Consider the following 13635-nt stretch of genomic DNA (forward strand, 5'->3'; position numbering starts at 1 on the left):
TTACGGATATGGGTTGATTTACATTCTGGGCAGTGCATAAATTATCCCTCCTGTTCATACTCTAACTCAGCAACGCCGGAAGTTCTATATTTAAACTGTGCAGGACGATCGCGCGATCGAGCCGATCGCAAACTTGCCATTGCCAGCGATCGCTACTTGGGCGATCGCCATTATAATATTGCTCAATGTAGGGTTCAGCTTGACTAACCAGCAAATATTCACAAAAACTAGCAAGAGAGCGATATTTTCTGAACTTTTCACCTCGATCGTAGCCTTCAGTAGAGGAGGAAAGAACCTCAACAATCAGTAAAGGATTGAGAATTTCATCCGTGCGATCGCCATTGAATTCCGGTTCACCATCAATTACCATAACATCGGGATAAGTTCCATGATTGAAGCTAGGAATCCAAATGCGTAGATCGCCGTTATAGATTTGAAAATTTGTGTCTCGCACAGCCACGTTAAGAAAAGTCGTAATATCTACGGTAATACGGCTGTGAGCGGGGGAACCTCCTGGCATAGCGATAATCTCTCCGTTACAATATTCGTGACGTTCTTCAGCAGTTTCCTCGATCGCCCGGTATTCATGTGGAGTAAAGCGAGTCTTTGTCGCATCTGGAAGATTTGGCGGGTTGGTTTGAGTTATAACCATGATCGCACCTCCTAAATAATTAGACCTTAAATAATTATGGCTTACAGCTAGATAGTTTTCCTAACCCAGAGGCGTTTTCTGGATTACCTTCAAATTCCCGAAACAACTATTCATGCCTTTTTCCGCTTCTGCTTCACAACCGCTAAATTCTCGCTTTCCTTTTATTTTTAACACTCAATTGCTTAGTAAGCGATGTATAATAATGCAAAGCAAAAACCAGATTAATTCCAAAAAATACCAAAGTTAAAACAAAGGTAAAAAAAGACGTAAACGACAGTCGGGAAGTCATCGTAAACATCGCCAAAATGATTGAGCAAAGCCCAAAACCGGCAGCAAAAGAACTTAAAAGCAGCAACCCCACCTTAGACATAGTTTAATTTAAAGATTATCAGTAAAATGCACTCTTGGCACCTAATGATGAGTGCCAAATGATACTTATTACTATATAGCGAAATTGCTCAGTTCCGCCAAGGGCAAAACGACTACTTTCCTCAAAAGGTTTGAATTATATTGAAAAATACAGCCCGCGCTCTTGCCAACTTCGATCGCCCAACTTAATATCAATCAAAGGAATTCCCCAGCCTCCGCCAGCATTCCACCTTTCGCCGTACAGCCAGCGCAGGCGCAATCCTGCTGACAGCAAAGCCTTCGCTTCCAAAACCGCCCTTCCCCTCGGATTCCAAACATGGCCAAAATCCACAAACGGCGTCACCTGCAAAACTCCTTGTTTGTCGCGGGTGCGCTGGCATCGGATACCGCAAATCGGCTGAATCAAAAATCCCGCTAGGGGTAAGCATTGCATCCTGACAGTAACCCCGCAAGATATCTGAGCCCCCTCTAGCGAATTGTTCGATCGCCAAAAGCTCTGCCCCTGCCCCTGCCAATTCCCCATCCGATCGCACCACCAGCAGCCTCTCAGCAGCCAACAACCGCACGTACTGCTATTGACCCCGCCAGGTCAAAAATCAACTGTCAGGGCGGCTGCTGCTCATCGTAGCGCCCAATGCTGCAACTCCCTAACAGAACTGCGATCGCGCCGCCAAGACATCTCTCTCTCCCCTTTGACTAAAATCCTGAAACAGCCTCAGCACCGCAACCCGATTTCTTCCCCGATTATCTGCTTCCGACGACAGTGGAAAATCCTTTCCCAGCAAAGATGTATCGCTTTCTCGACTGCGAGTACCAATACCGATCGCGATTTTTCTTCTCGGATTTTGCACGATCGGCTCGCGGTAAATCACTGCCAACTACTTCAAATCGATCAACTTTTATCGTACCCGGAATCTTAGCAATTCTGCAGGCTGTACCGGCGCCGCAACAGCAGGCGACAAAAGCAGTGCGGCTGAAGGCAAGGGCTTTGGTGGCGCGGGTTATGGGAGAGGAGCCGGATTTTGCAGTCGCGGGTTAGGAATCGGAAATTCGTGTCTGTTTTCTCCTCGATTCGGCAATTGAGCGAGAGTTTCTGCGGGATCACTTTGGGTCGATTGATCGAATTCCGGGATGCTATTTTCTAGCTCTTTACTGCCTCTATCTAATTCTGAACCCGAGTATAAATCACGAAGCCGATCGCGATCGTCTGCTGTTTCTTGATTTAGTTTGAATTGAGGCGGTAAATTATCATGCAAAATTGGCGCTTGCACCCCTGAGTCGGTACCAACCATCGACTCACCCACACTTAGAGCTGATAGCAGTGCGGGGCAAATAGCTGCAATTGAAAAACCAAGTGCTAATGCCTTGAAAAACTTGATTTTACAAAAGCCTCTCGAAAATTGCACGGGCATGACAGATTAGCGATATTTGATAGTTATTTACACTTACGATCGGGCGCAGCCGACGCAATTGCAAGGAATAAAATTACTCTATCACTTTTGAAAGAGTTAATTTATTAAGTCAATATAAAGATAGTTGACAGCACACCTATTTTGTGTATAAAACAATTACTGAAAAACTATTACCTCTCAAACTAGCCTTCTTCCAAGGAATAAAATTACTCTATCACTTTTTAAACACTTCATTCCTTAAATCAATATAAAGATAGTTGACAGAATTCATATATTGTGTAACAAAAAATTACTAAAAAAACTCCGACCTCCCAAGCTAGCCCTGTAGGTCGGCGGAGCGTTCTATCAAACCTGCGATCTGAGAAATAGGTAAATTTTGATAGAGATTACTACATTTTATTGAGCTGCGATCGCAATTCTTCCAACTCAGCGTCAATCACCGGGCTCGACTCCGAGCTACTCGCTGCTGCCGTTTTACCCGCTGCCGGCAATTGACCTTGAGACACAGAACCCCCCGTCAGTTGAGCTTTCATCTGAGCCAACTCGTCGTCAACATCACCGCCGCTTTCGAGCAAGCGGAACTGTTCCTCTAAATTGCTGCCACCGGCGGCCAATTCTGCCGAAGCTCCCGCGCGAGCTTCAATCTGCAAAACTTTTTCTTCCATGCGATCAAAAGCCGCCATTGAACTGCCAGTATTCAAGGTGCCAATGGTATTGTTGAGCTGTTCCTGAGCTTTAGCAGCGGATATCCTCGCTTTGAGCATATCCTTCTTAGTCTTAGCTTCGGAAATTTTGCTCTCCAAACCGATCAAGTTACGCTTGAGACTTTCCACCTGAGCCGATTGCTGATCCAGACTCGCTTTCAGCGTAGCAGCCGTTTCAGCGTGAGACTTTTTGCGAACTAGCGCTTCCCGGGCCAAAGTCTCGTCTCCTTTTTGCAGGGCTAGCTGAGCGCGCTGCTGCCACTGGTTAGACTGAGATTCAGCTTGATTGTACTGAGTCTGGGTGCGCTTTTGAGTTGCGATCGCGCTGGCAACGGCCTGACGCAACTGCACCAAGTCTTCCTGCATATCCGTAACAGACTGTTCTAAAATCTTTTCCGGGTCTTCAGCTTTGTTGACCAGATCGTTAAGATTGGCTTTGACGACTCGGCTAATGCGGTCAAATAATCCCATAATGCTATTTTTCCTGGGTGAGGTGTACGAAGTAGGCGGAAAGCAGGCTTGATAGCCCTAGCCCGCAGTTGTGAAATTCACTCTGGTCAGATTTTTAGTGCGATTTAGTTTTTGGCAATTTTTGCAGACAGATAAATCCAGTTTAAAGCGATCGAGTAATGTGATGCAGGCAAGCTTATTCATGCACATATCTATTGAGTTTAACTTCGATCCGGGAATTCCCCAACAGGCTTCGAGCCATCTCTAGCTAGGCTGTTGAGAAGTTTTTGCTCGTCCCGACTCTTCTTCTGTTGCCTGGGGTTCAGGATGCGGGCGGCTCGCCCGACGGCAAGTTGGGCGTATTGTTGCCCGGAAGCATTTGTGCTTTCATCGCCGCCAACTCGGTATCCACATCGTCGGCACCTTCGAGAGAGAGAAACTTCTTTTCTAAATCATTAGTTCCGAGTTCTGCGATTGCTTCGGAGCGAGCTTCTAGCTGCATGACTTTCTCTTCCATGCGTTCAAACGCGCTCAAAGCACTGCCGGTACTGAGATTGCCCATCATTTCTTGAAGTCTTTCCGACGATGCGGCCGATCGAGCTCGGGCAATGTACATATCTTTTTTAGATTTTGCCTCGGAAATTTTACTTTCGAGCGCCCGCATATTTTCTTTAAGTTTAGTCACAACAGCCGATTGCTGATCCAGACTGGCTTTCATCGCCGTTGCCGTTTCTTGATAAGATTTCTTGCGCGTCAGAGCTTCCCGCGCCAAATTTTCCTCGCCTTTTTGCAAAGCTAGCTGCGCCCGCTGATGCCATTCTGCTGCTGTAGACTCAGCTTGGGAACACTGGCGTTCAGTGCGTTTTTGAGCTGCAATCGCTCCTGCCACAGCTTGTCTGAGCTGCACTAAATCTTCCTGCATATCCATTACAGCCTGTTCCAGAATTTTTTCTGGGTCTTCAGCAGCCCCGACTAAACTGTTAATATTGGCTCGAATCACTCGCCATAGGCGATCGAATAATCCCATTTTGCCCGTCTCCCGATTTTATTAAATTTTAGATTTAGGACTGGGAATTGACAATTACAAAACCAATTTTGTGTTAGACAAAACATTCATCATTGTCTAGCTTTGTCTAACAATTTAGTTAAAGTTTTTCACCCTTTACCTAATTTATGGTTGATAGTATTGTGGCTTCACCCCTTTTTCTTGGAGTTCTTTCACCAAACGTTCTGCTGAGGCAGGATCGTTCAAAGCCCCCATTTGGATCTTGACACCCTTTGAGAAGTTTCGCACGTAGGCATCGGGAACAGCGGTTCTGGCTTGCTGCAGCGATTTTTCGTCGGTGTAATCGGTGACAACGTAATAGAAACCGTCGGCGGCCCGTGCAGGCCTTCCCAGCGGGGATGCGGCTGCTGGGGATGCGGCTGCTGGGGATGCTGTCGCCGGGGATGCGGCGGCAGGCTGGGCTGGGGAGGGTGTTGGAGGCAGTGTCGGCAGTGTCGGCACTGGCTGGGCGGCGCTGGGGCTGGGAGTGGGAAGCAAAGCTGTACTCAGATTGTTGAGTCCTTGTTCCCTGCCTCTGGCTGGGTTGCCGTCTTCTGTAGGAATCGGCACAGCCCCGCTGGGGCCCGGAGGCGCTGGCGGAGTTGGCGGGATTGATGCTTTTGGTGACGGGGAAGGAATCGGGCTGACTGTCGGCTGGACATTGCTGAGAGTGCTCAAATCTAGCTCTACAAATTCCTTGGATACCAGATTTGGAGCTTTCGGCAGTTCCTTGGTGCTGGTATCTGAGGTGGAATTAGAGGCGGGACTGTCGCTGGGAGAGGGTGAGGTGCGGAGCAAACGGTTCAAGCCGGCCATCTTAACTAGATTTGACGGGTACATGACGGCGTAGCCCAAAGCTGTGCATGACAGCAAAAACAGCAGCATCGAACTCAGTCCCAAGGGAGTTAACAAACTGGCAGCTAAACTGCGTTCTACCGTAGGCTCAGCTTTTGACTCGTCCAAACTTTCGATGAGTTTTTCGCTGGATTCGAGATAATTGTTGGGTGCGAAGGCACTGCTAGATAATTTTGTGCCACCCCTGGTAGTTGCTAGCGGGGCATCGCCCTGAGTGCCGGCAAGGGATAGGGGCAGCGATAGCGGCTGCTGGGTTTCCTCCGCAGTCTCTGGCGCCAAATTTTGGGCTAGCTGTTGCTCGGTTGTGGCTGTTTGCTTGCCGGTACGAACTGAGGGCGACACCCACTGTTCGGCGCGCCTCCTGTGCCTTCTGTATGTTGTCAGTTCTGCTTCTAGATTTACATCTAGACTCCCCAGGACTGCTTGCAAAGCAGGGTTGATTGGGGTTGAAGAGGATTGATGATTTGGGGATTCAACCGAAGAACGCTTACTCATTAGCAAAACTCCTACCGCCTCTGAATTAATTTTAATGTTTTGATTGTAGATATAAACAAGAAGCTTGAAAACTTGCCTATTTTATGATTAGCTACTTTTGGCGTCAATGCAACAGTGGCCAGATCGCCTGCTGTCGATCGTCGGCAGCTATTTTTCATTTTCATTTGAAAACTTAATTGTTGCTGTTTCCCGGAGGCTGCTTACCGACACTCTCAGCCACTTTTTGTATCCTGAGCTACCGCTTATTTGTGACCTTTCATACTCCTTGGGTATTTGTACTTTTTCTTGATCCCTAACGCCTTTATAAACTTTTAACCTATGTTTTTACCTATACAATGAGCAACTACCGAGCTAATTGTATCTATATATAACGAGATTATAAATAAATTATAAAATTTAATTATGCTCTGGGGATCGCTACAACCCAGACACCATAAAGGTTGGGATGCTCTAAAACCGGCTAGCTCTACAAAGGAGAATTAGAGATGAAAATGATTTCCCGAAGAACTTTTATGCAAACCTCCTTAACTTCACCTTTAACTTCAGCTTGTGGTCACTGCCGTCACTATACCCCTGAAGGCAGACGCGGAGGTGTTTGCGCTCTACTAAGCGGCCCGGTTCAAAGCCACTGGAAAGCTTGTGCTTTAGCGGTTTCGCCTTTTAGGTCATCTTGGGAAAACATAGAAGAAATTGGAATGTGGCAAGAATCGACTCTGACGCTGCAGGATGCCACCGTCACTCTTTCCGAGCGCCATGCCTGCCAGCTTACAGGCACAACGTTAACCGAAAAATCCGCTGCCGCAGTTTCGGTTTAGTTAGTCGGCAGCAGGATAGGTCATACCATTTTCGATTTTCGATTGGGAAATCACTGATCATTATCATGGTTGGGATCTGACAAAGCAGTTTCATTCTTTTTGGGAACTGGTATCAATAGTCACAATTTTGGACGATCGGGTGCATTTGGCTTTACTAACTCATAAAAATCAGCATTTACTTTAATATGAGCGCATAAAAAAAACTGATTTCTGCATCCCGCTATGGCAGCCAAGGATATTGACTAAAATCAGGTTGCCGTTTTTCCAAAAAGGCTTGTTTGCCTTCGGCGCCTTCCTGGGTCATATAGTACAGCAAAGTGGCATTTCCTGCCAGTTCTTGCAAACCGGCTTGACCGTCGCAGTCAGCATTAAAAGCAGATTTCAAGCAGCGAATCGCGATCGGACTTTTTTCGAGAATTTCCGCAGCCCACTGAATCCCTTCTAGTTCTAGTTGTTCGACGGGCACGACGCAGTTGACTAAACCCATTTCTAGGGCTTGCTGTGCGCTGTACTGGCGACACAAAAACCAAATTTCTCTGGCTTTTTTCTGGCCGACGACTCTGGCAAGATAGCTAGCTCCGAAACCACCGTCGAAACTGCCGACTTTGGGGCCGGTCTGTCCGAAAATAGCATTGTCAGCAGCGATCGTCAAGTCGCAAATTAAGTGCAGAACGTGACCCCCTCCAATTGCGTAGCCTGCAACTAAAGCAATTACAACTTTAGGCATAGATCGAATCAACTTCTGCAAGTCGAGCACGTTCAACCGGGGTATGCCACCTTCGTCTACATATCCCGCCGAACCCCGCACGCTTTGGTCGCCGCCGGCGCAAAAGGCGTATTTGCCGTCTGTATGAGGCCCCGCACCGGTGAAAAGGACAACGCCTATTTTTGTGTCTTCGCGGGCATCAGTAAAGGCATCGCACAGTTCCAGAACTGTTTTGGGACGGAAAGCGTTCCGTTTGTGAGGTCGATTGATGGTAATTTTGGCGGTGCCACCACTTTTGTGATAGAGAATGTCTTCGTAGGTTTTGGCGGTTTGCCATTCAATTTGCATAATCAATCAATTTGAGATTTGAGATTGAGCTGAGTCAATCAAGGCAGCGACAAGTCGCTTTTAGATTTTAGAGGCATTCGGTTCAATGGGATACAAGGGTCGATCGACTCTGGAAAAAAAAATAAAGCGGGATTTAGGGAGAAACCAGGTTTTTTACGAACATACGCCGTGCAGCGCTCTTGGTAGGGGTTAAACAACTCGGTTTTTGAGGGTAAGAGCGCCCCAGTCGCATCTCAATTGGAAACAGCGTCAAATCCTCGAACTCTTCTCACGACTTTTACTGCTCCAAAATTTATATGCGCTGGACTATTTGCGGAGTAAAATACTCAGCAAGTGCTTTGCTGCTTTGCCAAATACCGGATCGCGGGACTCGAATTCGCTGGGATCGAGTAAAGCTTGAACTTCGGCAAAAGCTTGTGAGTCGAGGGTTCCTTCTTTAGTAAATAAAGTGTCTATGACTGCAATGTGTCTGGAGTCGAGGCCGAGCCGATTTGCGATCGACTGTAGGTACATTTGCTCCCGCAGGTCGATGTGTCCGTCGGCCGCTGACATTTCGTAGCCGGAACCGATGAGCAACAGTTTTTCAGATTCTGAGAACAAAGCTGTCAGGGTTAGCAATTCCGTGGGGTTGAAGTAAACCTGCTGTTTCGATACTCCTTTGACAAGGCGCTGAATTAGTTCTACCCGATCGCGGTCGCCGCTAGCAAAGGCTTTGAGAGTCTTTTGCAGCCGTTCTTCTTCTTCAACTGCGATCGTCCTGTCAATAATCATCACTCCGCGCAGGATGGAAATCAGAGCAGTCAGAAACACTACCAAAGGAGTGATATCTTGTTCACGCAGCTTTTGCCGACTAATGCGGCACAACAGCTCAACAATTTCAGTGGTAATCGTAGTGGTGTCCATAATTAAAGACTCTCGATTAAGCTGTAATGTAACTTTCTTTATCGATCTTAAGTTTTTCTGTTACTTAGGTATGACGTGAATTGTAAAGCTGAGCCGTTGTCTATTCGTGATACTACTTATTTTATTCACAAACGCTGGATGACTAGGGCTGTGGAACTGGCACAAGCAGCCGGTGATGCTGGTGAAGTACCCGTGGGTGCTGCAATTGTTGACGGTAGTGGCAAATTGATTGCCGAAGCGCAAAACCGGCGAGAGCGAGACTGCGATCCGACTGCTCACGCTGAAATTTTGGCTTTGCGGGCTGCGGGCAAAGTTTTGCAAGACTGGCATCTCAACCAATGCACGCTCTACGTAACGCTGGAACCTTGCCCGATGTGCGCTGGTGCGATCGTCCAAGCTCGGATTGGTCTGCTGGTATACGGAGCAGATGACCCAAAAACTGGCACGATTCGGACTGCGGCTAATATTCCAGATAGCGCGCATTCGTGTCACCGCTTAGAGGTGCTCGGCGGTATTATGGAGTCTGTTTGCCGCGATCAGTTGCTTTCTTGGTTTGAAGCACGCCGGAAAAATTAACAGTTGACACTCCCCGCCCTATAAGGAGGGGGATTCTTTCATCGCCGGGAGCGCAATCGCTTTACCCTCAGAAAGCATCTTGACCGTGTGTCCCACGGCTGCAAGTCCTCGAATGAGAACTACTTGAGCGGCTGCAACGTCTCTATCCGTCGTATAGCCGCAATGTTGGCACGAATGAATACGCTCGGAGAGCTGCTTCTTGCCCGTCTCGACTAAGCAGTTAGGACATATCTGACTGGTTTTCTTGCTGTCAACCTTAAGAAAGAACACTCCGCGTTTGCGACAGCACTGCTCTAATACTTGAAAAAATTGTCCCCATCCAGCGTCTAAGCAGTGCTTCCCTAAGAAGCCTCGCGCTAGACCTTTGAGTTTCAAATCTTCCACAAATATCATCCCCGCCCAATCGCAAAGATTGTGAGCTACGAGCCAGTAGTAGTTTTTCCGAGTATTTGCAATTCGTTCGTGCAGTTTGCTGACTTTAACTTGCGCTTTCTTGCGGTTATTCGACCCCTTAACTTTTCTTGATACTCTCTGTTGCAGTAATCTAAGCTTGCGTTCGAGCGAATTGAAAGGTCTGGGATTGGGGAACAACTTACCGTTAGAGACCGCAGCCAAGTGACTGATTCCAACGTCTACTCCCAGCGCTTCGCCATGTGGCATGACATCTGGAACGGATACATCCCACTGCAATGTCAACATGGCAAACCATCCGCTAGCACGTCTGACTATCCGAACCTGTTTTAGCTTTGCGCCATCAGGAATAGAACGCGATTGGCGAAACTTGAGCCAGCCAATTACAGGTAGCTTGATAGCGCCATCTCTTACGGCATCTATCCCAACTTGAGGAAAAACGAAAGAGCGCATGGTTCCACTCTTCTTGAATCGAGGGAAACCATGTCCTTGCTCCCACATGCTGACGAATGCTTGTTCTAACCGACGAAGCGTCTGTTGTAGAACTTGAGATTGCACTCGCTGTAGGTTGCCAGAAGTTTTCCTATAGGCTGTTAATGTCTGGCATTGACTGGCATAAGTAGGGCGTTTGGTTTCTGCTGGAATGATGTATTCGGACTGGAGAGAACAAGCATTTATCTGACAGCTACGAGATTTAAACCAATCTTTGCGTTCGGCTAAGGCATAGTTGTAGACGCGCCGACATTGTTCGAGCCAGTCTTCAAATCGGGCAACTTGCGCTGATGTGGGTTGGAGTTTGTATTCGTATGTCAGACTAAACACTTGCATCACCTCCTCTATTTACTATAGCTTAAAAAACGTTGCATCGCTTCTTAAGCTACAGTCTTTAAAGAGAAAGCCGTCCTAGAAGGACGGGGCTTTAAACCCAATTTTTCGGTAAAATTTTTTACTTTCTTCGGAGCGAGGTTTAATCGAAATTGACGGAAAGCATCCAGGATACAAGCCCCCGGATTCATTCCGAAAGCAGACTCAGGACCCAGAAATAAAAAACCTGTATCCGATAAAGGAGCCCCCGAATTTATCCGTGCGGTCAATGCTTCAATTCTAAAATCTCAAATCTAAAATCTAAAATCTAAAATGGATTGACCCTTTAACTGGAATAATAGATCCGTAATTCCCGGCTCAAGCTTTCGAGGCGGCAGACTGCTCTGCATTAGTGCTGTCCGGTTGGTTGAGGTTTTACCTGTTGGAGATTATCTCTTGCGGGCGCGATCGCTCGATCGGCACAAGGCCAATAGCAAAAGTGTCCCGATCTAAAAACTAAAGATTTGGCCAACACCTTACTTTAGACTTTAGATATCGATCAAGCAGCTTAATTGCTATGCCCCACACCGCCACGATCGCCGTTGAGTCCAGTAAATCATCTCTAGTGAAGCCAATGCCTGCCAAGGTAGCATCTAATACCTCTCGCGTTTCTCCTTGGTTAACCTCCTTGCTCTATCCGCTAGGTCACTATGTTGTCCTACCGTTTCATTTTGGCAAGATTGAGGTAACCGGACAGGAGCACTTGCCGAAAGACGGGCCTGTCATCTTAGCCCCAACGCACCGCTCCCGGTGGGATGCCCTGATGATGCCCTATTCAACTGGACAGAAGGTGACTGGACGCGATTTGCGGTTTATGGTAACTGCTGATGAGGTCAAAGGACTGCAAGGTTGGTTCATCAGACATTTGGGGGGGTTTGCTGTGGATCTCAAGCATCCGGCAATTGGCAGTCTCCGTTATGGGGTGGAACTACTCCTCGACAAGGAAATGTTGGTGATTTTTCCCGAAGGCGGTATTTTTCAGGATGGCGAAGTTCATCCGATTAAGCCTGGATTGGCGCGTTTGGCAATGCAAGCTGAGTTGAGCAAACCGGGTTTGGGGGTGAAAATTGTACCGATGAGTATCCGCTATCGCCCGCGAATTCCTCAATGGGGTGCTCAGGTAAAAATTGCGATCGGTTCTCCGATTTCCGTGGCGGATTATGCCAATGGTGGCGGTGGTAAAAAAGAAGCACGATTGTTGACAGCCGATCTCGAAATGGCTCTTAAAAAGCTTGATGAAAGTTGAGAGGAAGAAGGAAGAAGGAAGAAGGAAGAAGGAAGAAGAAATTATGATATAATGTTTTCGGGTGCTGTAGAGAGATGCAGCACTTATTTTGCTGGTTTGTTATGTCTGTATTAAGTGTGAGCATTAATGGATTGTGCTTTGAACTTTAAGCCGGGTCAAATTGTCAGTTTAGAATGTGGAGATGCGTGCCTGCATTCAGAGGTGATCCAAGTGGTTGAGGTACGTCAAGTTTGTTGGGTGCGCCCTTTAATGTTAGTTGTATTAGTGTCGGGGAAGGATTCACCGGAAGAATACACTTTATCCGATTTGCGAGATGGTGCTGATTTGCTGTGGCCGGGGAGTTTGTTTCGCGTGGCTTTTGATACTGAGGTAATTTCACTGTTGACTGAGTTGCAGTCTCTGGACTCTGAGAAAAAGGATGGTGCGATCGCATCTCGGCAACTTAGAGATTTTGTCGATCGAGTTTGGGAAGCTTTTCCCAGTGCTTTTCATTAAGCAGATATCGGGCGTTTTGTCTATTAGTCCGCCAGGGGTTGAAAACCCCTGTCTAATAGCTAAAGTCCTCTTGCATAGGACTGATACCCTCTTGATTCTTCAGTCCGCGTAGGCGGACTTCGTTTGTCTAGAAGCGATTTCAATCGCCCAATTTTCTTTTCGCTTTTCGCGGACTATTATACTAAAATACAGCGTGTGAAAGCTCTTCGGGGTTAAGATTATTGTGAATAACTTGACCGTCGCGGAACCAGACAACGCGGCGAGTTTGACGCGCCACTTCGGGTTCGTGCGTTACCATAACCACAGTCATCCCGCTTTCATTGAATTCTGTAAAAATATCCATTACTTCTTGAGTAGTTTTTGTATCCAATGCACCAGTCGGTTCGTCAGCCAGCAACAACACGGGACGGTTGACAATAGCCCTAGCAATGGCTACCCGCTGCTGCTGTCCTCCTGATAGTTGATTCGGTCTGTTTTGCAGCCGACTTTCCAGGCCGACTTTTGTTAAAGCATCTACTCCCCGTTCGCGTCTTTCTGCTGCGGGAATGCCGGCATAAACCATCGGTAACATGACATTTTCTAATGCTGTCAATTGAGGCAATAGGTGAAATTGTTGGAAGACAAAACCTAATTTTAAATTTCGAATTCCGGCTAATTCTTCTTCGGGCATTTGGGCGACATCTACGCCGTCTAAGTAGTAACTGCCGCTCGTAGGTCGATCGAGACAGCCGATAATATTCATAGCTGTAGATTTGCCCGATCCCGACGCGCCCATAATCGAGCAATATTCTCCTTGTCTTACCGTCAAGCTGACGCCGTTTAAGGCGCGAACTTCCAGGTCGCCAATCCCGTAAACTTTTGTTACCTCTTCCAGACCGACAACAACGGGCTTTGAGAGGACTTGCGGGTCGAGGTCTTGGTATGTATCGGTTTGTAGTTCAGGCATTTTTTTTCTGTGCGATCGACACAACTAACTACTAACTTAACACTTCTTATCGGTTTTGGCGGCTGGAGTGGCGATCGTTTGGACGCTAATTGACGAGATATAAAAAAACTAAATCTTTAAGGACGTGTTTGTGAGTTGTTTTATGAGAGTCATCTGATGTTCTAGCACTAGATAGTTATCTAATTTGCTTTTTCCAGCGCGGGTCAAGCCTTGATTATTGTGGGCATAAATTAGGTCGAGGATATGCTCTTTTGCTTCCTCCGAGAGCAGGGTAAGCTCATCTAATTTGGTATAAATTGTACTTGACAATGAGTCAAATAAGTGAGATGACAACAATGCTACC

17 protein-coding genes are annotated in these 13635 nt (G+C 47.1%); 5 read left to right on the forward strand and 12 right to left on the reverse strand.

Annotated elements, in window-relative coordinates:
• Positions 1-61: 61 nt before the first annotated feature.
• From QUA24_RS25600 to QUA24_RS25620, 5 genes are all read right to left on the reverse strand, one after another.
• Complete coding sequence (locus tag QUA24_RS25600; protein ID WP_333233103.1) at positions 62-652, reverse strand: Uma2 family endonuclease; 591 nt, start codon at positions 650-652, stop codon at positions 62-64.
• A 505-nt stretch (positions 653-1157) separates the two neighbouring features.
• The gene (locus tag QUA24_RS25605; RefSeq protein ID WP_333233105.1) at positions 1158-1454 is read right to left on the reverse strand and encodes a hypothetical protein; all 297 of its coding nucleotides are present in this window, start codon (positions 1452-1454) and stop codon (positions 1158-1160) included.
• 214 nt (positions 1455-1668) lie between these two features.
• Positions 1669-1893, reverse strand: coding sequence for a hypothetical protein (locus tag QUA24_RS25610; RefSeq protein WP_333233108.1), 225 nt, complete (start codon positions 1891-1893; stop codon positions 1669-1671).
• Positions 1894-2022: 129 nt separating this feature from the next.
• The gene (locus tag QUA24_RS25615) at positions 2023-2313 is read right to left on the reverse strand and encodes a hypothetical protein (protein ID WP_333233110.1); all 291 of its coding nucleotides are present in this window, start codon (positions 2311-2313) and stop codon (positions 2023-2025) included.
• 509 nt (positions 2314-2822) lie between these two features.
• Positions 2823-3608: a PspA/IM30 family protein gene (locus QUA24_RS25620; protein ID WP_006635936.1), complete on the reverse strand. Its 786-nt coding sequence runs from the start codon at positions 3606-3608 to the stop codon at positions 2823-2825.
• A 70-nt stretch (positions 3609-3678) separates the two neighbouring features.
• Between QUA24_RS25620 and QUA24_RS25625 the strand changes: the two genes are divergently transcribed.
• Positions 3679-3855, forward strand: coding sequence for a hypothetical protein (locus QUA24_RS25625; RefSeq protein WP_333167716.1), 177 nt, complete (start codon positions 3679-3681; stop codon positions 3853-3855).
• A gap of 54 nt (positions 3856-3909) precedes the next feature.
• On the opposite strand, the gene QUA24_RS25630 is transcribed toward QUA24_RS25625, so the two are convergent.
• Both QUA24_RS25630 and QUA24_RS25635 read right to left on the reverse strand, forming a co-directional pair.
• On the reverse strand, positions 3910-4614 hold the full coding sequence (locus QUA24_RS25630) for a PspA/IM30 family protein (RefSeq protein ID WP_333233112.1): 705 nt from the start codon (positions 4612-4614) through the stop codon (positions 3910-3912).
• Positions 4615-4758: 144 nt separating this feature from the next.
• Positions 4759-5982, reverse strand: coding sequence for an SPOR domain-containing protein (locus tag QUA24_RS25635; RefSeq protein WP_333233114.1), 1224 nt, complete (start codon positions 5980-5982; stop codon positions 4759-4761).
• Positions 5983-6494: 512 nt separating this feature from the next.
• Here QUA24_RS25635 and QUA24_RS25640 point away from each other — a divergent pair.
• Entirely contained in the window at positions 6495-6797 is a 303-nt protein-coding gene (locus QUA24_RS25640) for a hypothetical protein (protein WP_333085038.1), read from the forward strand.
• Positions 6798-7017: 220 nt separating this feature from the next.
• Here the strand turns inward: QUA24_RS25640 and menB are convergent, their stop codons facing one another.
• Both menB and QUA24_RS25650 read right to left on the reverse strand, forming a co-directional pair.
• Positions 7018-7851 carry a 1,4-dihydroxy-2-naphthoyl-CoA synthase gene (gene menB, locus QUA24_RS25645; RefSeq protein ID WP_190733148.1) on the reverse strand — a complete coding sequence of 278 codons (834 nt, stop codon included), beginning with the start codon at positions 7849-7851 and terminating at the stop codon, positions 7018-7020.
• 306 nt (positions 7852-8157) lie between these two features.
• Positions 8158-8754: a TerB family tellurite resistance protein gene (locus QUA24_RS25650; protein ID WP_333233117.1), complete on the reverse strand. Its 597-nt coding sequence runs from the start codon at positions 8752-8754 to the stop codon at positions 8158-8160.
• A 75-nt stretch (positions 8755-8829) separates the two neighbouring features.
• Between QUA24_RS25650 and tadA the strand changes: the two genes are divergently transcribed.
• A complete protein-coding gene (gene tadA, locus QUA24_RS25655; protein WP_333233119.1) occupies positions 8830-9330 on the forward strand; it encodes a tRNA adenosine(34) deaminase TadA in 501 nt (166 codons plus the stop codon).
• An 18-nt stretch (positions 9331-9348) separates the two neighbouring features.
• Here tadA and QUA24_RS25660 read toward each other — a convergent pair whose 3' ends face one another.
• Positions 9349-10563 (reverse strand): transposase, encoded by a 1215-nt coding sequence (locus QUA24_RS25660; RefSeq protein WP_333233120.1) that lies wholly within the window; start codon positions 10561-10563, stop codon positions 9349-9351.
• A 559-nt stretch (positions 10564-11122) separates the two neighbouring features.
• On the opposite strand from QUA24_RS25660, the gene QUA24_RS25665 reads away from it, so the two are divergent.
• Positions 11123-11851 carry a lysophospholipid acyltransferase family protein gene (locus QUA24_RS25665; RefSeq protein ID WP_333233122.1) on the forward strand — a complete coding sequence of 243 codons (729 nt, stop codon included), beginning with the start codon at positions 11123-11125 and terminating at the stop codon, positions 11849-11851.
• Positions 11852-11977: 126 nt separating this feature from the next.
• A complete protein-coding gene (locus tag QUA24_RS25670; RefSeq protein WP_333233124.1) occupies positions 11978-12346 on the forward strand; it encodes a hypothetical protein in 369 nt (122 codons plus the stop codon).
• A gap of 181 nt (positions 12347-12527) precedes the next feature.
• On the opposite strand, the gene QUA24_RS25675 is transcribed toward QUA24_RS25670, so the two are convergent.
• Positions 12528-13292, reverse strand: coding sequence for an ABC transporter ATP-binding protein (locus QUA24_RS25675; protein ID WP_333048723.1), 765 nt, complete (start codon positions 13290-13292; stop codon positions 12528-12530).
• Between the two features lie 108 nt (positions 13293-13400).
• The coding region (locus QUA24_RS25680) for a hypothetical protein (protein WP_333233126.1) at positions 13401-13635 on the reverse strand (235 nt) is incomplete at its 5' end.

Origin of the sequence: Microcoleus sp. Pol12B5 (assembly GCF_036701335.1) — a bacterium.
Classification (GTDB): domain Bacteria; phylum Cyanobacteriota; class Cyanobacteriia; order Cyanobacteriales; family Microcoleaceae; genus Microcoleus.